Source organism: Kitasatospora sp. NPDC094019, assembly GCF_044764505.1.
Lineage (GTDB): Bacteria > Actinomycetota > Actinomycetes > Streptomycetales > Streptomycetaceae > Kitasatospora.
Genome location: NZ_JBIWIF010000022.1, coordinates 111218 through 134645 on the forward strand (window position 1 = coordinate 111218; position 23428 = coordinate 134645).

At 74.5% G+C, this 23428-nt stretch carries 17 protein-coding genes; 7 read left to right on the forward strand and 10 right to left on the reverse strand.

Going from position 1 to position 23428, the window contains the following annotated elements; translation table 11 throughout:
- Nucleotides 1-49: 49 nt before the first annotated feature.
- From ACIQ9P_RS33995 to ACIQ9P_RS34005, 3 genes are all read right to left on the reverse strand, one after another.
- Complete coding sequence (locus ACIQ9P_RS33995; protein WP_402365114.1) at nucleotides 50-499, reverse strand: hypothetical protein; 450 nt, start codon at nucleotides 497-499, stop codon at nucleotides 50-52.
- A 177-nt stretch (nucleotides 500-676) separates the two neighbouring features.
- Nucleotides 677-1093, reverse strand: coding sequence for a molybdopterin-binding protein (locus tag ACIQ9P_RS34000; protein ID WP_030398575.1), 417 nt, complete (start codon nucleotides 1091-1093; stop codon nucleotides 677-679).
- Nucleotides 1094-1506: 413 nt separating this feature from the next.
- Complete coding sequence (locus tag ACIQ9P_RS34005) at nucleotides 1507-2715, reverse strand: ROK family transcriptional regulator (RefSeq protein WP_402365116.1); 1209 nt, start codon at nucleotides 2713-2715, stop codon at nucleotides 1507-1509.
- 263 nt (nucleotides 2716-2978) lie between these two features.
- Here ACIQ9P_RS34005 and ACIQ9P_RS34010 point away from each other — a divergent pair, with 263 nt between their 5' ends.
- The 6 genes from ACIQ9P_RS34010 to ACIQ9P_RS34035 all read left to right on the forward strand — a co-directional run bounded on the left by ACIQ9P_RS34010 (nucleotide 2979) and on the right by ACIQ9P_RS34035 (nucleotide 9303).
- On the forward strand, nucleotides 2979-4268 hold the full coding sequence (locus tag ACIQ9P_RS34010) for an MFS transporter (protein WP_402365118.1): 1290 nt from the start codon (nucleotides 2979-2981) through the stop codon (nucleotides 4266-4268).
- A gap of 207 nt (nucleotides 4269-4475) precedes the next feature.
- Nucleotides 4476-5135: an RICIN domain-containing protein gene (locus tag ACIQ9P_RS34015; protein WP_402365120.1), complete on the forward strand. Its 660-nt coding sequence runs from the start codon at nucleotides 4476-4478 to the stop codon at nucleotides 5133-5135.
- Between the two features lie 148 nt (nucleotides 5136-5283).
- On the forward strand, nucleotides 5284-6087 hold the full coding sequence (locus tag ACIQ9P_RS34020; protein WP_402365122.1) for a TVP38/TMEM64 family protein: 804 nt from the start codon (nucleotides 5284-5286) through the stop codon (nucleotides 6085-6087).
- A 354-nt stretch (nucleotides 6088-6441) separates the two neighbouring features.
- Nucleotides 6442-6834: a cell division protein SepF gene (locus ACIQ9P_RS34025; RefSeq protein WP_402365124.1), complete on the forward strand. Its 393-nt coding sequence runs from the start codon at nucleotides 6442-6444 to the stop codon at nucleotides 6832-6834.
- A gap of 240 nt (nucleotides 6835-7074) precedes the next feature.
- Nucleotides 7075-7629 carry a TetR/AcrR family transcriptional regulator gene (locus tag ACIQ9P_RS34030; RefSeq protein ID WP_402365126.1) on the forward strand — a complete coding sequence of 185 codons (555 nt, stop codon included), beginning with the start codon at nucleotides 7075-7077 and terminating at the stop codon, nucleotides 7627-7629.
- 96 nt (nucleotides 7630-7725) lie between these two features.
- Complete coding sequence (locus ACIQ9P_RS34035; protein ID WP_402365128.1) at nucleotides 7726-9303, forward strand: MFS transporter; 1578 nt, start codon at nucleotides 7726-7728, stop codon at nucleotides 9301-9303.
- Between the two features lie 122 nt (nucleotides 9304-9425).
- On the opposite strand, the gene ACIQ9P_RS34040 is transcribed toward ACIQ9P_RS34035, so the two are convergent.
- The 7 genes from ACIQ9P_RS34040 to ACIQ9P_RS34070 all read right to left on the reverse strand — a co-directional run bounded on the left by ACIQ9P_RS34040 (nucleotide 9426) and on the right by ACIQ9P_RS34070 (nucleotide 21576).
- Nucleotides 9426-11900 (reverse strand): SpoIIE family protein phosphatase, encoded by a 2475-nt coding sequence (locus tag ACIQ9P_RS34040; RefSeq protein WP_402365130.1) that lies wholly within the window; start codon nucleotides 11898-11900, stop codon nucleotides 9426-9428.
- Between the two features lie 144 nt (nucleotides 11901-12044).
- Entirely contained in the window at nucleotides 12045-12665 is a 621-nt protein-coding gene (locus ACIQ9P_RS34045; RefSeq protein WP_402365131.1) for a TetR/AcrR family transcriptional regulator, read from the reverse strand.
- 133 nt (nucleotides 12666-12798) lie between these two features.
- Nucleotides 12799-14391 carry a 4-coumarate--CoA ligase family protein gene (locus ACIQ9P_RS34050; protein ID WP_402365133.1) on the reverse strand — a complete coding sequence of 531 codons (1593 nt, stop codon included), beginning with the start codon at nucleotides 14389-14391 and terminating at the stop codon, nucleotides 12799-12801.
- Nucleotides 14392-14820: 429 nt separating this feature from the next.
- Complete coding sequence (locus ACIQ9P_RS34055) at nucleotides 14821-16038, reverse strand: acyl-CoA dehydrogenase family protein (RefSeq protein ID WP_402365135.1); 1218 nt, start codon at nucleotides 16036-16038, stop codon at nucleotides 14821-14823.
- A 137-nt stretch (nucleotides 16039-16175) separates the two neighbouring features.
- Nucleotides 16176-18209 carry an acetyl/propionyl/methylcrotonyl-CoA carboxylase subunit alpha gene (locus ACIQ9P_RS34060; protein ID WP_402365137.1) on the reverse strand — a complete coding sequence of 678 codons (2034 nt, stop codon included), beginning with the start codon at nucleotides 18207-18209 and terminating at the stop codon, nucleotides 16176-16178.
- 14 nt (nucleotides 18210-18223) lie between these two features.
- The gene (locus ACIQ9P_RS34065) at nucleotides 18224-19822 is read right to left on the reverse strand and encodes an acyl-CoA carboxylase subunit beta (protein ID WP_402365139.1); all 1599 of its coding nucleotides are present in this window, start codon (nucleotides 19820-19822) and stop codon (nucleotides 18224-18226) included.
- Nucleotides 19819-21576, reverse strand: coding sequence for an acyclic terpene utilization AtuA family protein (locus ACIQ9P_RS34070; RefSeq protein ID WP_402365180.1), 1758 nt, complete (start codon nucleotides 21574-21576; stop codon nucleotides 19819-19821). Before ACIQ9P_RS34070 ends, ACIQ9P_RS34065 begins: the two co-directional genes overlap by 4 nt.
- Before the next feature lie 481 nt (nucleotides 21577-22057).
- On the opposite strand from ACIQ9P_RS34070, the gene ACIQ9P_RS34075 reads away from it, so the two are divergent.
- Entirely contained in the window at nucleotides 22058-23389 is a 1332-nt protein-coding gene (locus ACIQ9P_RS34075) for a hypothetical protein (protein ID WP_402365141.1), read from the forward strand.
- Nucleotides 23390-23428 lie beyond the last annotated feature (39 nt).

Genomic DNA, 23428 nt, shown 5'->3' on the forward strand with positions numbered 1-23428 from the left:
GCGGGTCGGACGGGTGCGGGTCGGACGGATGCCGGTCGGACGGGTCCGGTCAGCGGAGTCTGGCGGCGAGCCAGGGCGTCAGGGTGAGCGCGGTGACGGCCTCGCGGTAGCTCGGCTCGCCCGGCACGGTGACGATCATGGTGCAGGAGGGCGGGAAGGTGCGCTGCCGCAGGTGGACCAGGCCGGTCCAGACGGCGTCCAGGAAGGCCGGCACGCTGTCACGCGGGACGTCGAACGGCACGTGCTCCACGGTGACCACGGCCTCGTCGTGGACGAAGAGCCGCACGGTGACCTCGGGCCGACCGGCGATCTCGACCAGCGCCTCGTGCGGTATCGCGGCCAGTTCGTCCGCACCGGCGCCGTCGCCGCCGACGAATCCGGCGAAGGTTCGGTCACGGCCGATGTCGTGGCTCGTCCGCACCTCGCGGCCGTGCCGGGCGGCCGTCGCCTCGATCGCGAGGACGGCGCTCTGGGTGGACGGCAGCGGCGGGTGGGGCATCGGGCGGTCCTCTCGTCGGCGGGTGCGGCTCGGTCGGTGTCGGTCGAGGTCGACCGATGGCGGTCGATGTCGACCGGGCTCGGTCGGGCTCGGTGACCCGGACCCGGCCGATCGGGACTCGACCGGCCAGGCTCGACCGATCGGGCTCGACCGGCCGAGTGACCCCGACTCAGTCGATCATCGTCGTTCGATCATCACATTGGTCGATTTGATGACAGCCGTCGCGGGGGCACCGGGCACCAGCTCCAGTTCCTCCGCCGACTCCCGGCTGATCAGCGACACGACCCGGAACGGCCCGGCCTGGATCTCCACCTGGGCGGCGACGTCGCCCAGCACCACGGCGGTGACGATGCCGGGGAAGCGGTTGCGGGCCGAGGAGGGACGCCCCTCGGCCGCGGCGGTCTCCGGGCGGGCCAGCTCGCGCGCGAACGCGGCCAGTCGGGCACCCGCGATGATCCGGTGGCCGTGCTCGTCGCGCTCGGCGACGACCCGGCCCGCGTCCACCCAGCGCCGCATGGTGTCGGCGCTCACGCCGAGCAGCGCGGCGGCCTCGCCGATCCGGTACGGGTTGGCCGGTGCCCCTGGGTGGCCCATGGTTGCGACTCCTGACGGTGGTTCGGACGATCCGGCGGGCAAGCGGACCGACGGGCGGTCCGCCGGGAGAGCGCACCGCCGGTCGGACCGACCGGCGGTCGGACGGCCCCGGCCCGCCGCCCATCCTGCCGCACCGGACGCCCACCCCGTGAAGGCCCGACCCTTCCGGGCACCCGTCCCCCCGAGAACCCGCGCCCGGAGCCATTTTGCAAAGTGCCATCGACCCGCCTTGGAAGCCCTACCGCCCCACCCGGAGCCATTTTGCAAAGTGCGTCTTTGCAAAGCCGCCCGCTCGCCCCACCACCGCCCCCCACCGACCCCGCGAGCTTCCCCGAGCCCCCGAGGCCCGCTGCCCTCCGTCGCTCCGTCCCCCGGCCCCCGGCCCCCGGCCCCCCCGAGGGTCCCCACACCCCCTACGGCTCGCCGAACAGGTCGCGCCGGACCGCGTCGCCGGCGGTGAGCACGGCGCCGCCGAGTACCGCGCCGCCGCCCGCCTCGCCGGCCCGGACTTCGGTGCGCACCGGGGACAGGCGGGCGAGCCGCCGTTCCACCCGGGCGGCCAGTTCGGCGCCGCCGGCCCGACCGATCTCGCCACCGAGGACGACGCAGCCCGGGTCGAGGACGACGCAGACAGTCGAGGTGCCGAGCGCGATCCGCTCGGCCAGCTCGTCCAGGAACGCCTCACCGGGCCGCCCGTCGCCGAGCGCGTCGAGGGCGGCCCGGACAGCGCCCTCGGCGGCGGCCGCGTCGTCGGCCGGGTCGGCGGGCAGTCCGTGGGCCCGGGCCAGCGCGCAGACGGCCGCACTGCCGACCAGGCTGTGGAAGCCGCCCTCGCAGCTGCTCGCGCTGGGCAACGCCGTGGTGCCGGGTACGGGCAGGAAGCAGATCTCGCCCGCGCCGCCGCCGACACCCCGGCGCAGCCTGCCGTTCAGGACGACGGCGGCGCCGACGCTGTGACCGAGCCAGACGAGCACGAAGTCGTCCCGCCCCCGGGCGGCGCCGGTCCGGTACTCGGCCCGCCCGGCGAGGTTGACCTCGTTCTCCAGGATGACCTCGGTGCCGGGCAGCTCGCGCAGCGCGGCGAGGAGGTCGGCGTGCCAGGCGGGCAGTTCGCCGGTGGACTGGAGCCGGCCGGTGGCGGGGTCGACCAGGCCCGGGGCGCCGACGGCGACGGTGTGCAGGTGCGGGGCCTCGGCCCGGCGGGCGGTGTCGAGCAGAGTGCGGACGATCCGTTCGGCGGCGGCGCGGTGGGCGGCGGCGTCGTCACCGGGGTCCTCGACCAGGAGGTCGGCGGCGGCCAGGGTCCGCCCGGTCAGGTCGGCGACGACGAGCGAGACCCCGCCGGAACGGACGTCGAAGGCGGCGAGGTGGGCGCGGGAGGCGACCAGCGCGTAGAGCCGGGCGTTGGGGCCGCGCCGCTGCTCGCCGCGTTCGCCGACGACGGCGACCAGGCCGCCGCGGCCGAGCCGGTCGAGCAGGTCGGCGACGGTGGGCCGGGAGAGCCCGGTGAGCTCGCGCAGCTCGGTCGCCGTGAGTGGTCCTTGGTCGAGCAGCAGATCGAGCGCCAGGCGGTCGTTGATCGCCCGGGCGGTGCTCGGCGTGGCCGTGCGCGCGGTGGTCATGGCCGGACATCCTTCCAGAGTGTTTCTATTAGGGTCCCTTCCTGATAATTTATCGAACCGTCGGCCCGGCACCTCGTCCGGACCGGCGACCGTCCCGGTACGACGACCCCGGGACGGCGGCTCGGCGGACGGCAGCCGTCACCAGGGGCCTCCCGGAGCCGGGCCGAGGAATCACCAGGGCTGACAACAGCAGCCGACAGCAGGACCATCGAAACCACCACCCGGGGCACCGCCACGGCACGCGGTGGGGAGGGAAGAGCCGGATGACCACCAGCCCGACCACAGAACCAGCACTCCTGGGCACGCCGGGCGCCGCCCGCCGGGCCCGCGTCGCCGTGGCCCTCGTCTTCGCCGTGCACGGCGCCGTCGGCGGCACCTTCGTCAGCCGGATCCCCTGGATCCAGCACCACCTCGGCCTCTCCCCCGGCCAGCTCGGACTGGCCCTGGTGATGCCGGCCATCGGCTCGTCCCTCGCGATGCCGCTGGCCGGCCGCTTCGTGCACCGCTGGGGCGGGCGGGCCGCGGTGCGCGTCCTGCTCTCGCTCTGCTGTCTGAGCGTCGCCCTGCCCGTGCTCGCGCCCTCGCTGCCGGTGCTCTGCCTCGCCCTGCTGACCTACGGGGCGACGGCGGGCATGTCGGACGTCGCGATGAACGCCCAGGGCGTGGAGATCGAGCAGCGGATCGGCCGCTCGATCATGTCCGGCCTGCACGGCATGTGGAGCGCGGGCGGGCTGGTGGCCGCCGGAATCGGCATCCTCGCGGCCCACGGGACCATCGACCCCCGGCTCCAGCTCGCCCTGGCGGCGGTCCTGCTGGTGGCCCTCGCCCAGCCCGTCTGCGCCGCCCTGCCCGACCTGCGCGCGCCCGAGCAGGCCGAGGAGCCGCCGAGGTTCGCGCTGCCGCCGCGCAGTTCGCTGCTGATCGGGCTGGTCGGCTTCTGCGCGGTGTTCGCGGAGGGCGCGTCGATGGACTGGAGCGGCGTCTACCTGCGCGACGTCACCGGCGCCTCGCCGACCGTCGCGGCCTCGGCGTACACGGCGTTCGCACTCACCATGGCGGTCGGCCGACTGGCCGGCGACGCGGTGATCCGCCGCCTGGGCGCCGTGCGGGCGGCCCGGCTCAGCGGCGCCGTCGCCACCACCGGCGGCCTGCTGGTGGTCGTGGCGGACCGGCCCGCGCTCGCCATCCCCGGCTTCGCGCTGATCGGGATCGGCGTCGCCGTGGTCGTCCCGCTGGCCTTCGCGGCGGCGGGCCGGATCGGCGACAACCCCAGCCAGGCCATCGCCGGGGTCGCCACCGTCACCTACACCTCGGGGCTGGTCGCGCCGGCGATCGTCGGCGGCCTGGCCCAGGCGTCCTCGCTCACCGTCTCCTTCGGGGTGGTGACCGCGCTCTCCTTCGCCCTGCTGCTCGGGGCGGGCGCGCTGCGCCGGGCGGAGAGCCGGCCCCCGGCCGACTCCGCGCCGGCCGGGCCGGGCGCACCGGGCGCCCGGGGGCCGGTCGTGGACGCGCCGGCGGCCCGGGGCCTCGCGCCGGACTCCGCCGCGGGCTGACCCCGACAGCACCCCTGGGCGAGGGCCCCGGGGCCGGCCGCGTCCGGGCCGGGCACGCACACCGCGTGCCCGGCCCCCGCGCGCCCGGGGCCGGATCGGCGGGCGGGCTTCTAACCTTTCGTCACATCGCGTACAACCTCTTCGGGCCGCCGGCAGTCGGTCTTCTCGGCACCGCGTCCTCGAAGCCATCCATCGAGGGGAACCCCCATGACCCGCCCTCGCTCCGCCGCCGCACTCGCCACCGGCGCCCTCGCCCTCACCCTCACCGCCGTCCTCGCGACGCCGGCCACCGCCACGGCCACCACCACCGGCCCCGGAACCACCGGCCCCGGAACCACCGGTCCCGGAACCACCGCCCGTCCGACCGGCTCCGCCACCACCACCGCCGGAGCCCCCGGAGCCCCCGAAGCCCCCGCGGGCAACACCGCCACCACTCCGACGACGGTCATCACCGCCAATCCCTCCGACACCCAGAAGTGCCTGGACGTCACCGGGCAGAGCACCGCCTCCGGCACCCTCGTCGAGCAGTGGACCTGCAACGGCGGCACCAACCAGCAGTGGTACTGGACCGACGCCGGCGAACTGGTGAGCGTGGCCAGCGGCAAGTGCCTGGACATCCCCGGCTCCAGCACCGACGGGGGCGTGCAGGCCGTCATCTGGCCCTGCAACGGCGGGGCCAACCAGAAGTGGACCCAGACCCTCGTCCACCACGCCGGCGTCTACAACCTGACCAACGTCAACAGCGGTCTCAACCTGGACGTCCGGGGAGCCTCCACGGCGGACGGCGCCCCGGTGATCCAGTGGCCGCAGACCTACGGGCTCAACCAGTGGTGGTTCTACGGCTCCGTGCCCACCACCCGGGGCTGAGCCCGGGCCGGTCGCCCGCCCGGGGCCACCCGCGTCCCGGACGGGCGACCGGCCCCGTTACGCTCGAACGGTGCCCGCACCCGTGACCTCCCCGCCGCCGCCAGGCCCCACCGCGGCCGACGGACCCGCAGTGGCCGACCGACCCGCAGTGGCCGACCGACCCGCCCCGGCGCACGGACCGGCTCCCGCCGACCCCACGACTCCGGCCGCCGCCCGGGTCCCCACCCGGGCCAGCGCCGACCTCCCCGCCCAGGCCCGCGCCCAGGGAGCGGCGGACCGACCCGCCGAAGGACCGGCCCGCTCGCCCTGGCCCCGGTTCGCCCTGCTGGTGGCGATCCTCGGCGCGGCGGCCGGCTCGCTGCTGCTGTGGAGCCCCACCGCCCTGCTCGACGGCGGCCTCACCCACGGGATGCCCTGGTACTGGCGCGGCCCCCTGTTCGCCACGGTGTACGCGGTGGGAACGGTGGCGTTCTTCCCCCGGCCCGCCCTGAACGCGGCCGCCGGGCTGCTGCTCGGACTGCAGGAGGGCCTGCTGCTGGCCGTCCTGGGCACCACCCTCGGCGCGGCGGCAGCCTTCGGGCTCGCCCGCTGCCTGGGGCAGGACGCGCTGCGCCGCCTGCTGCGCGGGCGGGTGCTGCTGGCACTGGACCGGCACTTCACCGACCGGGGGTTCCGCAGCGTCCTGCTGCTCCGGCTGTTCCCCGGCCTGCCGTTCCAGGCGGCCAACTACGGCGCCGCCGTCTCCGGGGTCCGGTTCGGCTCCTTCATCGGGGCGACCGCGCTCGGGGTGATCCCGGTCACCGCGGTCTACGTCGCGGCGGCGGCCACCGCACGCGAGCCCGGGTCGACCGGCTTCCTGCTCTCGGTCGGGGCCCTCGGGCTGCTCGGGCTGGCGACCCTGGCCCAGGTCGGACGGGCCGCCGCCCGGCGTCGGCGCGCGGTTACTGACTGAGCGCCGGGCGTCCGATCCGACGCGCCGGGCGCGCGGAACACCCGGATCCGCTCGGCCGGCCGGGGTTGTTGTCGGTCCCGTGTGAAATCGTTTCCGCATTGTTGACAGAAGGTCAATTGCGCGGTGACCCCGACCGATATGGTCTACGCGCGCAACCGTACGCCGTTCCCCCGCGTCGCAACTGGTGCCCGGGTCCACCCCGGGCCCCGGCGCGGCGCGACTCGTACGGACCGCGCGAGCGGGCACGACACCGGTGATCAGTGCGATACTCGGACAGTTCCGACGAGTGGATGACGTGTCAAAAGGACACGCGCACCGGGGGACCTGTACGGAACAGAGGCAGGGAGGCGCGGCATGGGAGCACTTCGCGACGAGCACCACAACGGGTGGCTGATGCCCTCCGGGCACTACCCGGCCGCGGTGTACGACGACGAGTGGGTCGAGCAGGAGACGGTACCGTCATCCCCCGCCCCGACGAAGATCGTCTCCCTGCGGCCGACCGGGTTCGAGGCGGCCCGCACGGTCGGCGAGCACATCCGGGCGAGCATCCCGGTGGTCATGGACCTCACCGAGATGGAGGAGGCGGAGGCCAAGCGCATGGTCGACTTCGCCTCCGGTCTGATCTTCGGCACCCGCGGCGGCATCGAGCGGATCGCCAAGCGGGTCTTCCTGCTCACCCCGGCCGACGTCGAGGTGATGGTGATCGACCGCCCGCTCGACGAGACCGGCTTCTACAACCAGAGCTGACCGGCGGCCGCGCGCACAGCGGCGCCGACGACCGGGGACGGCACTCGCCGTCCCCGGTTCTTTGCTGCCCGCTCCACGCCCACCGGGCGGCACTCACCTGGCGGCATTCATCGGACGGCACTCATCGGGCAGCCCCGGGACACCCTCCATCGGACCTCATCCAGCGGGCAGTAGTGACTCGGATGAAGCGCCGAGAATAATAATGAGACATCCATGTCTCATTCGGAGTAGACTCGGCTCATGGCCACCGACCGTGACTCCGTTCTCGAAGCCGCCGTCGGCGTGCTCTCCCGCCGCCCGACCGCCCATCTCGACGAGATCGCCCGCGCCGCCGGCATCAGCCGCGCCACCCTGCACCGGCTCTTCCCGGGCCGGGACGCGCTGATCCGCGAGGTCGGCATGCTCGGGCTCCAACGCTTCGGTGCCGCGCTCGACACCGCCGCCGTCGAGGAGGGCGACCCGCACGCCGCGCTCCGCCGCCTGGTCGACGCGGTGGTCCCGGACGCCACGCTCTGCGCCTTCCTCGCCGGCGAGAACCAGCTCTACGACGACGACCGGGTCAACGACCTCTGGGAGTCCCAGATCGCCCGGATGCACGCGCTCTTCCTGCGCGGGCAGCAGCAGGGCGTGTTCCGGGTCGAGCTCTCCGCCGCCTGGCTCAGCGAAGCCTTCTTCGATCTGGTGGCCGGGATCGGCTGGGCGATCCAGGACGGCCGGCTGGCCCCGCGCGACGCCGCGTTCTCGCTCGCCGAGCTCTTCCTCGGCGGCGCGCTGCGGGCCCCGCGACCGCTCTGACCCAGCGGCCACGCCACACCCGCGCCGCAACCGCGCCCCCTCGTCCTCACCCCACCACCTGCCGAACACCGTCCCGGGAACCGGACACCGATACCCATGAGCAGTACCGTCCACCTCCAGCCCCGCCAGCGCTGGACCGGCCTCGCCGTCCTCGTCCTGGCCGTCACCCTGGTCGCCGTCGACGCGACCGTCCTCTCGCTGGCCATACCCTCGATCAGCGAGACCCTGCGCCCCAGCGGCACCCAGCTGCTGTGGATCGGCGACGCCTACTCCTTCGTGCTCGCCGGACTGCTGGTCTCGATGGGCTCGCTCAGCGACCGGATCGGCCGCAAGCGCCTGCTGCTGATCGGCGCGACCGCGTTCGGCGCCGCCTCGCTGCTCGCCGCGTACTCGCCCACCGCCGGCTGGCTGATCCTGGCCCGAGCGCTGCTCGGCGTCGCCGGGGCGACGATCATGCCGTCCACCCTGTCGCTGATCCGCACCCTCTTCCCCAACGACCGCGAGCGGGCCACCGCGATCGGTATCTGGGGCGCCGCCGCGACCGCCGGCGCCGCGCTCGGCCCGGTGGTCGGTGGGGTGCTGCTGGAGCACTTCTGGTGGGGTTCGGTGTTCCTGCTGAACATCCCGGTGCTGGCGCTGCTGCTGGTCTTCGGCGCCTGGCTGCTGCCCGAGTCAAAGGACCCGAACCCGGGCCGCTGGGACGTGCTGAGCGTGCTGCTCTCGCTCGCCGGTGTGATCGGCGTGGTCTACGCGATCAAGGAGGCGGCCGCGCACGGCGTCCTCCGCTGGGACGTACCGGTCACGGCCGTGCTCGGCGCGCTGGCACTGACCGTGTTCGTCCGGCGCCAGCTGCGACTGGACACCCCGCTGCTCGACGTCCGGCTGTTCCGCGACCGCCGGTTCACGGCCGCCGTGCTGGCCTCGCTGATCGCGCTGGTCGGGCTCTCCGGCGTGGTCTTCGTGACCTCGCAGTACCTCCAGCTGGTGCGCGGCTACCCGCCGCTCAAGGCCGGTCTGGCCGAGCTGCCCGCCTTCGCCGGCGCGGTGGTCGGCGGTCTGCTGACCGCCCGGCTGGTGCGCCGCACCGGCGCCCGGACGGCGCTGACGGCCGGGCTGCTGGTGATGGGCATCGGGATCGGAATGCTCGGCTGGATCCAGCAGGACTCCATGTACCTGCTGCTGGCCGCCGCGTTCCTGCTGGTCGGCACCGCGGAGGGCGTGGTCTACACGCTCGGCGCCGACCTGGTGCTGACCGCGTCGCCCGCCGACAAGGCCGGGGCCGCGTCGGCGGTCTCCGAGACCGCTTACGAGCTGGGCACCGCGCTCGGCATCGCGCTGGTCGGCTCGGTCGTGGGCGCCCTGTACGCGGGCCGGCTGATCGTCCCGGCGGGGGCGGACCCGGCGGCGGCCGCGCAGGCCGGCGAGTCGCTGGGCGGCGCGGTGGAGGTGGCCCACGGGCTGCCGGACACGCTGGCCGGACCCCTGCTGGAGAGCGCCAGGACGTCCTTCGTCCACGGCGTCAACGCGGCCGGGATGCTGGCGGGCGCGCTGCTGCTGGGTGCGGCGGTGCTGGCCTGGCGCCTGCTGCGGGGGCTGGACGACCGGCCCACCGCGAGCGACGCCCCGGAGCGGTCGGCCGCGGCGCCGGAGCCGGAGCGGACGCCGGTGCACTGACACCGGCGCACCGACCGACGCACAAGGCCCGACACACAAGGCCCGACACACGGCGCGGGCCGCCCCCGGACTCCCCGGGGGCGGCCCGCGCCGTCGTTCGTTCCCCGGCCGACGGCCCCGGGTCAGACCGCGCCGAAGGGGAGTTCCAGTTCGGCCCAGACCACCTTGCCGTCCTTGGTCAGGCGGGTGCCCCAGCGCTGGGCGAGTTCGCTGACCAGGAACATCCCGCGGCCGCCCTCGTCCTGTTCGGCGAAGGGGCGCAGCTGGGGTGTCTGGCCGCCGGTGTCGGCGACCTCGACGGTGAGCACCCGGTCGCGGAAGAGCCGCAGCCGGCGGGGGGCGTCGGCGTGCAGGAGGGCGTTGGTGACGAGTTCGCTGACCAGGAGTTCGGCGTAGTCGGAGAGTGCGGACAGGCCCCAGTCGGCGAGGGTCGCGCGGGTGAAGCGGCGGGCCTTGCCGGGCAGGCGGCCGCCGCCGGTGAGGGGCAGGGTGGCGACCCGGTCGGCGGGCAGTGGCAGGACCCGGGCCATGATCATGGCGATGTCGTCGTCGCTGCCGCCGCTGACGAGTGCGGCGAGGACGGCGTCGCAGCTCTCCTCCAGGGTCCGGCCGGGGCCGGAGAGGGTGCGGGCGAGCAGGTCGATGCCTTCGTCGAGGTCCTGGCCGCGCCGTTCGACCAGGCCGTCGGTGTAGAGGGCGACCATGCCGCCCTCGGGCAGGGTGTAGCGGACGGATTCGAACGCGACGCCGCCGACGCCGAGCGGTACGCCGGGCGGCATCTCGACCCGGCTGGGGGTGCCGTCGGGGGCGACCCAGACCGGGGGCAGGTGGCCGGCGGAGGCGATCTGGAGGGTGTGTTCCAGGGGGTCGTAGACGGCGCAGATGCAGGTGGCGAACTGGCCTTCGCCGATGCCCGAGGCGGTTTCGTCCAGACGGGTGAGTACCTGTTCGGGCGGCATGTCGAGGGTGGCGAGGGTGCGGGCGACGGTGCGCAGCTGGCCCATGGTGGCGGCGGCCCTGATGCCGTGTCCCATGACGTCGCCGACGACGAGGGCGACCCGGCCGCAGGAGAGCGGGACGACGTCGAACCAGTCGCCGCCGACTTCGCTGGTGACGCTGGACGGCAGGTAGCGGTAGGCGATCTCCAGGCCGAGGGTGCGGTGGATCTCCTGCGGGAGCAGGCTGCGCTGGAGGGTGAGGGCGGTCTCGCGTTCGCGCCGGTAGAGGCGGGCGTTGTCGATGGCGAGGGCGGTGCGGGCGACGAGTTCCTCGGCGAGCGCGACGTCGGAGGCGGTGAAGGGTTCGGGGTTGCGCATGCGGATGAACTCGGCGCCGCCGAGGACCATGCCGCGGGCGGTGACGGGGAGCATCAGATAGGAGTGGATGCCGGCGGCGAGTCCGGGGGCGACGCGGTCGGGGCTGGCGACCAGGCCGCGCAGGACTTCTTCGTCGACGTGGGCGCGCAGCAGGGGGCGGCCGCTGCGCAGGCACTGGTTGTAGCTGCGTCCGGGGGCGTACTCGGTGACCTCGCCGACGGTGTCGACGGCGTGGACGAGTCCGGTTTCGTAGGATTCGCCGACGGCGACGGCGCGCAGTTGGACGCTCCGGTCCTCGGGGATGGGGGTGGGTTCGGCGCCGCGGAGGACGGTTTCGAGCAGGTCGACGGTGGCGAAGTCGGCGAATCTGGGGACGACGGCTTCGATCAGTTCCTCGGCGGTGCGCTGGAGGTCGAGGGTGGTGCCGATGCGGGCGGTGGCTTCGGCGATGGTGGCGAGGCGTTCCTGGGCGCGGGCGGCGCGGGCCTCGGCCTGGAAGCGTTCGGTGACGTCGATGATGGAGGAGCAGACGCCGAAGACCCGGCCGGTGGAGTCCTCCAGTCGGAAGTAGGAGGCGGACCAGGCGCGGTCTCGGCGCGGGTCGCCGGGGACGCGGCCGTGGGAGCGGGCGTCGACCACGGGTCGGCCGGTGGCGAGCACCTGCTTCATGATCTGTTCTATTTCGGCGCTGTTGATGCCGGGCAGGACGCTGCTGATGCGGCGGCCGAGGTGGTCGGCGGCGGGCAGGCCGTTCATCCGGGCCAGGGATTCGTTGAGCCGGACGTAGCGCAGTTCGGTGTCGTAGACGGCCATGCCGATCGGTGACTGGCCGAAGATGCCGTCGAGTACGGCGAGGTCGGCCTCGACCCGGTGCAGGGCGGCGGTGTCGGAGGCGGTGGCGAGCAGCAGCAGGGTGCCGCCGGGTCCGGCGATGGGGTAGGTGCGGAATTCCAGTTCGACGGTGCGGCCGTCGCGGTGGCGGACCGGGAAGACGCCGGACCAGCCCTTGCCGTTCATGATCCGGGCGAAGAGTTCGAGGACTTCGGGGCGGTCGCTGTCGTCGGTGAGCAGCTGGGCGGCGTGGCTGCCGACGGCTTCTTCCGCGGTCCAGCCGAGCAGTGCCTCGGCGTCCTCACTCCAGTGGAGGATCAGTCCGTCGTCCTGGAGCAGGGCGGTGGCGAGGGGGACGAGGCGGTGGCCGTCCAGGCGTGTGGGGGCGGTGCCCGTTCGGGGGCCGGTGGCGTCGGTCGCGTCGGTCGCGTCCCACTCGTCTCTCCGCATGATCAGGCAGCACCCCGGTTCGGCTCGTGCCCGGCCGGGCGGGACTCGTGGTCCGTGCGGCCGGGGTTCTTCTCCAGACTGCACGGACATCGACCGCCCGGCGACCCCTTGGTGAGGGCAACCGGTCGGGCAGGTGTACGGGCGTCATGGGCCTACCGGGCGCAGCGTACTCTCCAGAAGGCTCGCCCACTGCCGGATCACTCCGGATCGTCGGAGGCTGTCGTCGGTGAGCAGGTTGGCGAGGCCGAGTCCGCGGGCGAGGTCGAGGGTGGCCTGGACGGTTTCGCGGACGCCGGGTCGGCTCTGGTCGGCGCCGAGGAATTCGACGGCGGCGCGGTGGGCCTCGCGGCCGACGTGGCCTTCGAGTCGGATGATCCGTTCGCGCAGTGGTTCCTCGGTGGCGGCGGCGACCCACAGCTGGAGGGCGGCGCGGAACAGGGGGCCGGTGTAGAGGCGGACGATCATGCCGACGACGGCTTCGGTGCGGGCCGGTCCGGTGGGCGGCAGGGTGTCGGCGTGGGCGCGGACGGCGGCGAGGCGTTCGGCGGTGACGTGTTCGACGGCGGCGGTGAAGAGGTCTTCGCGGGTGGGGAAGTGGTGTTGGGCGGCGCCGCGGGAGACGCCGGCCCGTTCGGCGACGACGGCGACGGTGGAGCCGTGCCAGCCGAGTTCGGCGAGGCAGTCGACCGCCGCTGCCAGCAGCCGGGCCCGGGTGGCGCGGCTGCGGTCCTGTTGGGGGGTGCGCGCGGCGGGGTGGGTGGTCATCTGCGGCGGCGGTTCCTGTCCGTGCGGGGGTGGGCGGCTGGTCGATCCTCGCAGACGGTGGGCGGGGGTGGGGGCGGTGCGGCCGGGTGGGGGCGGGCCGGGTGTGCCGCTGGTGCGAACCGGTGGACGGGCCTCAGCCGGTGGCGGCCGCTTCTCGCTCACGCAGTTCCCGGCGGAGGATCTTGCCCGCCGGCGACTTCGGGACGGCGTCGAGGAACTCGACCGCCCGCACCTTCTTGTACGGCGCGACCTGGCCGGCCACGAAGGCCGCCACCTCGTGCTCGGTGAGCACGCTGCCGGGGGCCCGGACCACGAACGCCTTGGGGCTCTCGGTGCCCTCGGCGTCGCGCACCCCGATCACGGCCGCGTCGGCGATCTGCGGGTGGCTCAGCAGCAAAGCCTCCAGTTCGGCGGGGGCGACCTGGTAGCCCTTGTACTTGATCAGCTCCTTGACCCGGTCGACGATGTGCAGGTAGCCGCGGTCGTCGACGTAGCCGATGTCGCCGGTGTGCAGCCAGCCGTCGGCGTCGACGGTCGCGGCGGTGTCGGACGGGCGGCCGAAGTAGCCCTTCATCACCTGGGGTCCGCGGATCAGCAGTTCACCGCGCTCGCCGGGCCCGAGGTCGGCGCCGGTGCCGTCCAGGGCGGTGACCCGCAGTTCGGTGGAGGGAACCATCCGGCCGACCGAGCCGGGCGAGGGGTCCGGGTCGCCCGGGGACACCACGTGGCTGACCGGGGACAGCTCGGTCATGCCGTAGCCCTGGAGGATGCGGGGCAGGCCGAGGCGGCGGGCGCAGGTCTCGGCGAGTTCGTCGTCCAGCGGTGCGGCCGCGCACAGCAGGTATTCGACCGAGGACAGGTCGAAGCCGTCGACCAGCGGGTGCTTGGCGAGGGCGAGCACGATCGGCGGGGCGGCGAGCACGGACTGCACCCGCTGGTCCTGGATGGTGCGGCAGAACTGCTCCAGGTCGAAGCGGGGCAGCACCACCACGGTGGCGCCGCAGCGCAGCGGCTGGTTGAGCAGCGCGGCCAGCCCGTAGATGTGGAAGAACGGGAGCACGGCGAGGACCCGCTCGCCGGCCTCGGGTCGGAAGACGGCGTCGGTCTGGGCGAGGTTGGTGGCGATGGAGCGGTGGGTGAGCATGACGCCCTTGGGCAGGCCGGTGGTGCCGCTGGAGTACGGCAGCACGGCGATGTCCCGGCCCGGGTCGAGGTCGATCGTGGGCGCGGGCCCGGTGGCGGCGAGCAGGTCGTCGAGCGAGAGGTGGCCCTCGGCACCGTCCAGGACGACGATGCCGGCGAGTCCGCGGCCCTCGGCGGCGAGCTTCTCGGCGGCGGCGCGGGCGGTGGGCAGGAACAGCGAGACGGTCAGCAGCCAGCGCGCGCCGCTGTCGGCGAGCTGGCCGGCGAGTTCGCCGGGGGTGGTGAGGGAGGAGACGGGGGTGACGGTCGCGCCGGCCCGGGTGGCGCCGAAGAACGCCATCGGGTAGCGGATGGTGTTGGGGCTGTGGAGGGCCACCACGTCGCCCTGGCGGACGCCCGCTTCGGCGAGGCCGGCCGCGACCCGGCCGACGGCGTGCACGAGCTGCGCGTAGCCGACCGTCTCTCCGGTGATTCCGTCGATGAGGGCGGGCCGGTCGCCGTGGCGCTCGGCGTCACCGAGAACGGCGTCGTGCAGGGCGAGGTCGACGATGCCGACGTCCGGGAATTCGCTGTGGAACACCAAGGCGTGCCTCCTGTGCGGTAGTTGGCGCGGGGCGGGGCGGCCGGCGGGAGGTCCGTTGCGACCGGCCGTGCGGCGCGCGGAATGGAGCATACGGACAGTGGGCGGTCGGTGCGCCCCTGTGACGAACGTTTGGCGGAGCGCGTGGGGCGCAGGGGTGGCGCGGTACGGCGAATCGCGAGGTCGGGGCGGGTCCGCAGTGCGCCGGGGTGCCGGGGCGCGCGGGATCCGGTCAGATGTCAGAACGATGATGCGACGGTCTGTTCGAGAACGAATCGGGCTTGGGCGGCGCGGTCGGTTCGTCGTCGGCCACCGCCACCGCCTCGGGCCGGTACCGCGCGGGTGCCCGGCACCGGGACGGCACCGCGCCCGGGGCCGCCGGCGTGGCGGCCCCGGGCGGGCTCCGGCCCGGGCCGGGCGCGGCGGCCCGGGTCAGTACGACTTGGGCAGGCCGAGGGTGTGCTGCGCCACGTAGTTGAGCACCATCTCGCGGCTGACCGGGGCGACCCGGCCGACCCGGGTGGCGGCGAGCAGCGCGCCGAGCCCGTACTCCTGGGTGAGGCCGTTGCCCCCGAGCGTCTGCACCGCCTGGTCGACGGTCCGGGCGGCCGCCTCCCCGGCGGCGTACTTGGCCATGTTGGCGGCCTCGCCCGCGGCGACGTCCTCACCCGCGTCGTAGAGCAGCGCGGCCTTCTGGGTCATCAGCCGGGCGAGTTCGATCTCCACCGCGCACCGGGCCAACGGGTGCGCGAGGCCCTGGTGGGCGCCGATCGGGGTGGACCAGACGACCCGGCTGCGCGCGTACTCGACGGCCTTGCCGAGCGCCTGCCGGGCCAGCCCGAGGGAGAAGGCGGCCGTCATGACCCGCTCGGGGTTGAGGCCGGCGAACAGTTGCAGCAGCCCGGCGTTCTCGTCGCCGACCAGTGCCTCGGCGGGCAGCCGAACGTCGTCCAGGAAGACCTGGAACTGCTTCTCCGGAGCGACGAGTTCCATCGGGATGGGCCGGTACTCGAAGCCGGGGGTGTCGCGCGGGACGACGAACAGGGCGGGCTTCAGCTTCCCGGTGCGGGCGTCTCCCCCTGCCTCCGGCCGGGAGGTGCCCTCACGGATGCGGGCGACGAACAGCACGGCGTCGCAGTGGTCGATGCCGGAGACGAACACCTTCCGGCCGGTCAGCAGCCAGTCCTCGCCGTCGCGGCGGGCGACGGTGGAGATCCGGTGGGAGTTGGAGCCGGCGTCCGGCTCGGTGATGCCGAAGGCCATCCGACGGCTGCCGTCGGCCAGGCCGGGCAGCCAGTGGCGCTTCTGCTCCTCGGTGCCGTAGCGGGCGATCACGGTGCCGCAGATCGCCGGGGAGACGATCAGCAGGAGCAGCGGGCAGCCCGCGGTGCCGAGTTCCTCCAGCACGATCGCGAGGTCCGTGATCCCGCCACCGCCACCGCCGTACTCGGCGGGGAGGTTGACACCGAGGTAGCCGGCCTTGCCGGCCTCGGCCCAGAGCTCGTCGGCGGGCTCTCCGGCGCGGGCCTTGGCGAGGTAGTAGGCGGAGCCGTAGCGGCCGCCGAGGTCGGCGACGGCGCGGCGCAGGGCGACGCGTTCGGGGGTCTCGATCAGCTGGCTGCCGGGGGTGGTGGTGCGCGGTGCGGACATGGCTGGTCCTTCCGGGCGGTGCTTCGGCGGGGGTGCGGGGCGGGCGGGCTGCTGTGCCGGGTGGCGCGCCGGCGGGTGGCGCGGTGGGCGGGGGCGGTGGGCGACGCGGTGGACCGCGCGGTGGCGGGAGCGGTGGTTCAGGACGCGGGGTGAACGACGGCGAGCAGGGCGCCGAGTTCGACCTGCTGCCCGGGGGCGGCCCGGAGTTCGGCGAGGACGCCGTCGGCGGGCGCGGTGACCTTGTGCTCCATCTTCATCGCCTCCAGCCAGAGCAGCGGCTGGCCGGCGGTGACGGTGTCGCCGACCTCGGCCGCCGTCCGGACGACGGTGCCCGGCATCGGGGCGAGCAGGGCGCCGGGGTCGGTCTGCCCGACCGGGGCGGGGAAACGCGGGAGCGCTGTGAGCACGGTGCTGCCGAACGGCGTGTCGACGTGGACCCGGTCGCCGTGGCGGGCGATCCGGTAGGTGCGCCGGACCTCCGCCTCCATCAGCACCACCCGCTCGGCGGAAGCCTCGACCAGCGCCACCCCGGGATGGTCCTCGGCCCGCAGGCCGTCCCGGGTGAGCCGGTAGCGGACCACCGACTCCGCGCCGTCCTCGGTGCGGTAGCGCCTGACCTGCGGCTGGGACGGAAGGTTGCGCCAGCCCGACGGCAGGGCACCGGTCCGGGCCGTGGAGCGGGCGGCCGCCCCGGCGAGGGCTGCGGCCAGCGCCGCGCGTCCGGTGCCCTCGGTGTCCGGCGCGAGGAGTCCGGCCGCGTGCTCGGCCAGGAAACCGGTGTGCACCCGACCGGCGAGGAAGGCCGGGTGGCGCAGCGCGCGGACCAGCAGCTCCCGGTTGGTGGTGGGCCCGTGGACCTCGGCGCGGGCCAGTGCGTCCGCCAGCCGGCGGGCCGCGGCCGTGCGGGTCGGCGCCCAGGCGATCACCTTGGCGAGCATCGCGTCGTAGTGCGGGGTGATCGCGTCACCGGGCGCGACCCCGGAGTCCAGGCGCAGTCCGGCCGTACCGGTCGAGGTGAACTCCTCGTGCGCGGAGACGAGTTCGAGCCGGTGCAGGGTCCCGGTGGCGGGCTGCCAGTCCTTGGCCGGGTCCTCCGCGTACAAGCGGGCCTCGACGGCGTGCCCGACGGTCGGGGGCGCGTCCGGTCCGGGGAGCTTCTCCCCCTCCGCCACGGCGAGTTGGAGCGCGACCAGGTCCAGCCCGGTGACCGCCTCGGTGACGGGGTGCTCGACCTGGAGCCGGGTGTTCATCTCCAGGAACCAGAACCGGCCGTCCTCGGCGAGCAGGAACTCGGCGGTGCCGGCGCCGGAGTAGCCGATCGCCCGGGCTGCGCTCACCGCGGCGGCGTGCAGGGCCGTGCGGACGTCGTCCGGGAGGCCGGGGGCCGGCGCCTCCTCGATCACCTTCTGGTGGCGCCGCTGGAGGGAGCAGTCGCGGTCGCCGACCGCCCAGACGGTGCCGTGCGCGTCCGCCAGCAGCTGGACCTCGACGTGCCGACCGGTGGGCAGGTAGCGCTCGCAGAACACCTCGTCCGAGCCGAAGGACTTGGCCGCCTCGGCCCGGGCGGCGGCGAGTTCGGCCGGCAGGGCGGCGAGCGTCCGCACGATCCGCATGCCGCGGCCGCCCCCGCCGGCGGCGGCCTTGACCAGCACCGGCAGGTCGGCCCCGGTCGGGGCGTCGAGCGCGTCCAGCACGGGCACTCCGGCCTCGGCCATCATCCGCTTGGCGGCGGTCTTGGACCCCATCGCGGCGAGCGCGGCCGGCGGCGGCCCGACCCAGCACAGGCCGGCGTCCAGCACGGCCCGCGCGAACTCCGGGCTCTCGGAGAGGAACCCGTACCCGGGGTGGACGGCGTCGGCGCCGGCCGCCAGCGCGGCGCGGACGATCAGATCGGCCCGCAGGTAGGTGTCGGCGGGCGCGGCACCGGGCAGCCGGACCGCGGTGTCGGCCTCCCGTACGTGCGGGGCGGCCGCGTCCGGGTCGGCGTACACGGCGGTGGTGGCGATGCCGAGTTCGCGGCAGGTCCGGAAGATCCGGCGGGCGATCTCGCCCCGGTTGGCGACCAGGAGGTTGGTGATCGACGGGTGGTCGGTGGTGTGCGGGTGGTCGGTGGTGTGCGGCCGATCGGTGGCGTCCGGCCGATCGGTGGCGTGCGGGTGGTCGGTGGTCATCGCGGGAAGCTCCCTCACATCCGGAAGACGCCGTAGCCGGGTGCGCCCTCGACCGGCGCGTTGTGGATCGCCGAGAGGCACAGCCCGAGCACGGTGCGGGTGTCGCGCGGGTCGATCACCCCGTCGTCGTAGAGCCGGCCGGAGAGGAACACCGGCAGCGACTCGGCCTCGATCTGCTGCTCGACCATGGCCCGGATCGCGGCGTCCGCGTCCTCGTCGTACGGCTGCCCCTTCGCCGCGGCCGACTGCCGGGCGACGATCGACAGCACCCCGGCCAGCTGCTGCGGCCCCATCACGGCCGACTTGGCACTCGGCCAGGCGAACAGGAACCTCGGCTCGTAGGCCCGCCCGCACATGCCGTAGTGCCCGGCCCCGTAGGAGGCGCCCATCAGCACGGACAGGTGCGGCACCCGCGAGTTGGCGACGGCGTTGATCATCATCGCGCCGTGCTTGATGATGCCGCCCTGCTCGTAGTCCCTGCCGACCATGTAGCCGGTGGTGTTGTGGAGGAACAGCAGCGGGACGGCCCGCTGGTTCGCCAACTGGATGAACTGGGCCGCCTTCTGCGACTCCTGGCTGAACAGCACGCCCTGCGCGTTGGCCAGGATGCCGACCGGGTAGCCGTGCAGCCGGGCCCAGCCGGTGGCGAGGCTGCCCCCGTAGCGCGGCTTGAACTCGTCGAAGTCCGAGCCGTCGACGATCCGGGCGATCACCTCGCGCGGATCGAAGGGCACCTTCAGATCGCCGGGGACGATGCCGAGCAGTTCCTCCTCGGCGTACTTCGGCGGCTCGGCGGACCGGTCCGGATCGGGGCCCGGCTTGCGGTGGTCGAGCCGGGCGACGATCCGGCGGGCCAACCGCAGCGCGTCCGGCTCGTCCAGCGCGAAGTGGTCGGCCAGGCCGGACACCCGGGCGTGCATCTCGGCGCCGCCGAGCGACTCGTCGTCCGACTCCTCGCCGGTGGCCATCTTCACCAGCGGCGGGCCACCGAGGAAGACCTTGGCCCGTTCGCTGACCATCACGGTGTGGTCGGACATGCCGGGCACATAGGCGCCGCCGGCCGTGGAGTTGCCGAAGACGACGGCGACGGTGGGGATCCCGGCGGCGGAGAGCCGGGTCAGGTCACGGAACAGGGCGCCGCCGGGGATGAAGATCTCCTTCTGGCTGGGGAGGTCGGCGCCGCCGGACTCGACCAGGTTCACCAGCGGGAGCCGGTTGGTGAGGGCGATCTCGTTGGCCCGCAGCGCCTTGCGCAGCGTCCACGGATTGGAGGCGCCGCCGCGCACGGTCGGGTCGTTGGCGGTGATCACGCACTCGACGCCCTCCACCACGCCGATGCCGGTGACCAGGGCGGCGCCGACCGGGTAGTCGCTGCCCCAGGCGGCGAGCGGGGAGAGTTCCAGGAACGGCGAGTCCTCGTCGATCAGCAGCTCGATCCGCTCGCGGGCGAGCAACTTGCCGCGCCTGCGGTGGCGTTCGACGTACTTGGGGCCGCCGCCGGCCAGCGCCCCGGCGTGTACGCCGTCCAGCTCGGCGAGCTTGGCGAGCATCGCCTCCCTGAATGCGGTGTACTCGGCGCCGCCCGGATCGAGGCGGGTGGGAAGGACGGTCACAACAGTGCCTCCGGGATGTCGAGTCGGCGCGAGCGCAGCCACTCCCCCAGCGCCTTCGCCTGCGGGTCGAAGCGGTGCTGGGCGGCGACGCCTTCGCCGAGCAGGCCGGCGATGGTGAAGTTGAGGGCCCGCAGGTTCGGCAGGAGATGCCGGGTGATAGGCAACTCAGCCGTCTCCGGCAGGAGTTCGCGCAGAAGTTCGGTGCTGAGGGTGCGGGAGAGCCAGTGCCAGCCGGGCTCGTCCCGGGCCCAGACACCGAGGTTGGCGTCGCCGCCCTTGTCGCCGCTGCGGGCACCGGCCACCAGGCCGAGCGGGACCCGACGGGTGGGCCCGAAGTCCGCTCCTCCGGCCTCCGCCTCCCCCGGCCCTCCCGCCCCTCCTTCATCCACCGCACTCTCTCCCGCCGCTCCTGCTCCCACCCCTCCTTCTCCCGCGCCTCCTGCTCCCGCCCCTCCTTCTCCCGCCGCCCGCCGTTCCGTCGTCTCCCGGCCGGTGGCCTCCGTGACCGGCGCGGGCGGGACGGCCACCCGGCGGCCGTCCGGCAGGACGGCGGTGTGCTCGACCTCCTCCGCCGCGAGGTGCGCGGCCTCGAACACCCCGTACGGCGCCCCCGGCCCCGGCGGGGCGGTGAGGTGGAAGCCCGGATAGCCGGCCAGTCCCATCTCGACGGCGACCCGGCCGAGTTCACGCCCGACCCGGGCCGGGTCGGCATCCCTGGCGGTGAGCCGGAGCAGCGCCGAGGCCGCCTCCTCGGTGGCGGCGTCGGCGTGGTCGGTGCGGGCCAGCGTCCACCGCAGCTCGGCCGGCCGCCGGTCCGGAGCCAGCCCCTCCTCGAACTGCCGCCGCGCCAGCGCGGCCTTGGCCTCGATGTCGAGCCCGGTGAGGACGAACACCACTTCGTTGCGGTGGCCGCCGAGCCGGTTGAGCCCCGTCTTGAGGGTGGCCGGGGGCGCCTCGCCGCGCACTCCGTCGATCCGCACCCGGTCCGGCCCGTCGTCGGTCAGCCGCACGGTGTCCAGGCGGGCGGTGACGTCCGGGCCGAGGTAGCGCGGACCGGCGGTCTCGTAGAGGAGCTGGGCGGTCACGGTGCCGACGGTGACCGCGCCGCCGGTGCCGGGGTGTTTGGTGACGACGCTGGATCCGTCCGGATGGAGCTCGGCGAGCGGGAATCCCGGCCGGGTCACGTCGTGCTCCCGGAAGAAGGCGTAGTTGCCGCCGGTGGCCTGCGCCCCGCACTCCAGCACGTGTCCCGCCACCACGGCACCCGCGAGTGCGTCCAAGTCCCCTGCACCCCAGCCGAAATGGGCGACGGCCGGACCGACCACCAGCGCCGCGTCGGTGACCCGTCCGGTCACCACCACGTCCGCCCCGCCGCGCAGGCACTCCGCGATCCCGAACGCCCCCAGGTAGGCATTGGCCGCCAGCAGTCCATCGGGCAGGCCGAGTTCACGGCTCCTCGGCAGCAGATCGTCACCCTCGACATGGCCGACAGCCGGGTCCAGCCCCTGGCTCCTCGCCAACTCACGAACCGCGTCGGCCAGTCGGGCGGGGTTGAGGCCGCCCGCGTTGACCACGATCCGCACCCCGCGCTCCAGCGCCAGGCCGAGGCACTCCTCCAACTGCCGCAGAAAGGTCTTCGCATAGCCGAGCGAGGGATCCTTCCACCGGTCCCGCGCCAGGATCAGCATCGTCAGCTCGGCCAGGTAGTCCCCGGTCAGCACATCCAGTGGCCCGCCGGTGAGCATCTCCCGCATCGCCGAGAACCGGTCCCCGTAGAACCCCGACGCGTTCCCGACCCGCAACACCGCCCGGCCACCCGCTCCGGCCTCCGACTCCACGCGCACGCCTACCCCCAGAGGTGGCCCAACGATCGCCGTCGGTGAGCACACTGACACCCACCGGGAGAAAAAGCAATCACACATGCTTGTTTTTCCCGTCCGCGCCCCTGCTCCGCCCGCGGCCGCCGCCGGCGAGGAGGGACGAGGGACGGCGAAGGGCTTCGAGGAGTACCGAGGAGCGGCGAGGGGCAGCAGGGGGACGGCGAGGGGGCCGCGAGGGGCGCACCACCCGCACCAGCGGCACCGGGCGCGCCGCCGGTGCCGCCGCACTGTCACAGGACGGTCCCCGCTCGGTGAACGGATCCCGGTCGCCGTTCCCAACTGCCCTTCCTCCCAGCATTCTTGGGCTGTCGCCCGGAGGCCACCGGGCCGTCCGGACACGAGCTCAGGGGGACAGGTGAGAGCGGTCACGGTCATCGGCGCCGCCGCGGCGCCGGGCGAATCCCGACCCGCGTGGATGGGGGCGGTGATCCGGGGCGGGCAGCACGTCGCCGACGCGCTCGGCATCCCCGCCCATCTGACCACCATGGATCCGGACACCGCCTTCGGCGTCATCGCCATGCCGGTCCTGCTGGCGCTCGTCCTCCTGGGCGTGCAGGCCGGGGCCATCGCGCGCGCCGTCACCTCGCGGGACTTCTGGGACGACACCGGTCGGCTGCTCGGCCTGGCGCAGTTGCTGCTGCTCCTGCTGGCCTACGCGTTCGGAGCGGGCGGGCAGTCCCGCTCGTTCGGAGCCGCCGTCGGCGACATCCTCTCCGGACAACTGCCGGACCTGCTGCCGATGGCCGTCGCGACCCAGTGGCTGCTGCTCTCCGCGCTCTGGCTGGTGGTGGGCGCGTCCGCCGGAGTCGGCCGCGCCGATCTGACCGCGCCGTTCGACGCCGTCCGCGGCATGGCCCTGATCGCGGTCTTCGTCGTGGCCTTCACCGCCGCCTGGATGGCACCGCCCAGCGGCAGGGGGCCCGCCGGCCGACTGCCCGCGGTGGTCCTGGTCTGCGCCGTACTCCTCCTGTTCGGCTATCTCAGCGCCGTCAGCCGCGCGCACGAGCAGCGGCCGGACATCGCGCGGCGGCGCCGCGAGGCCCTGGAGCACAGCTTCCGCGGACTCGGCCGGACCTCGGGACCCGCCGCGGCGGACCGGCCCGAGGAGGCGCTGATCGCCGCCCTGCTCGCCCGGGGGCAGCGCCCGTCCGCGCCGTCGACGGGCAGCGTCTGGCGACCCGCCCCGGCCCTGGTCCTGCGGCTGTGCCTGCTCTGGACCGCGCTGCTCGGCCTACCGGCCGCGGCCGTCACCTGGATCTTCAGCACCGGGCACTTCCCGCCGCCCGACCTCCACGGTGTCCTGCGGGTCGAGCTGGCCGTCCTGTCCGTCATGGTGCTGCTGATGGTGTTCTCGTTCCGGCGCGGCCTCGAAGGCCGGGTCCGGGTGTCCCCGGCGGTTCCCCGGCTGATCGACCTCAGCCTGCTGCTCTCGGTCGGCTGGCTGGGCCTCTCCGGCGCCCGGAACTCCCCGGTCACCCTCGGTCCGCTGCCGGCCTGGGCGGTGGCGCTGGGGCCGCCGCTGGCGATCGCCTCGCTGGTCCTCCTCCTCGGCGTGCTCCCGCACCGGCGGGAGACCCCGCGGCTGCCCCTCGCCCTGGCCGTGGCGGTGGCCGCGGGACCGCTCGTCCTGCCCCTGCGATCGGCCCTCGAACACCTGCTGGGCGGGATCGTGCACGCGCTCGGGTAGGCCCGGCCGACGCGCGTGCGACTGCCGCAGCCCCCGACG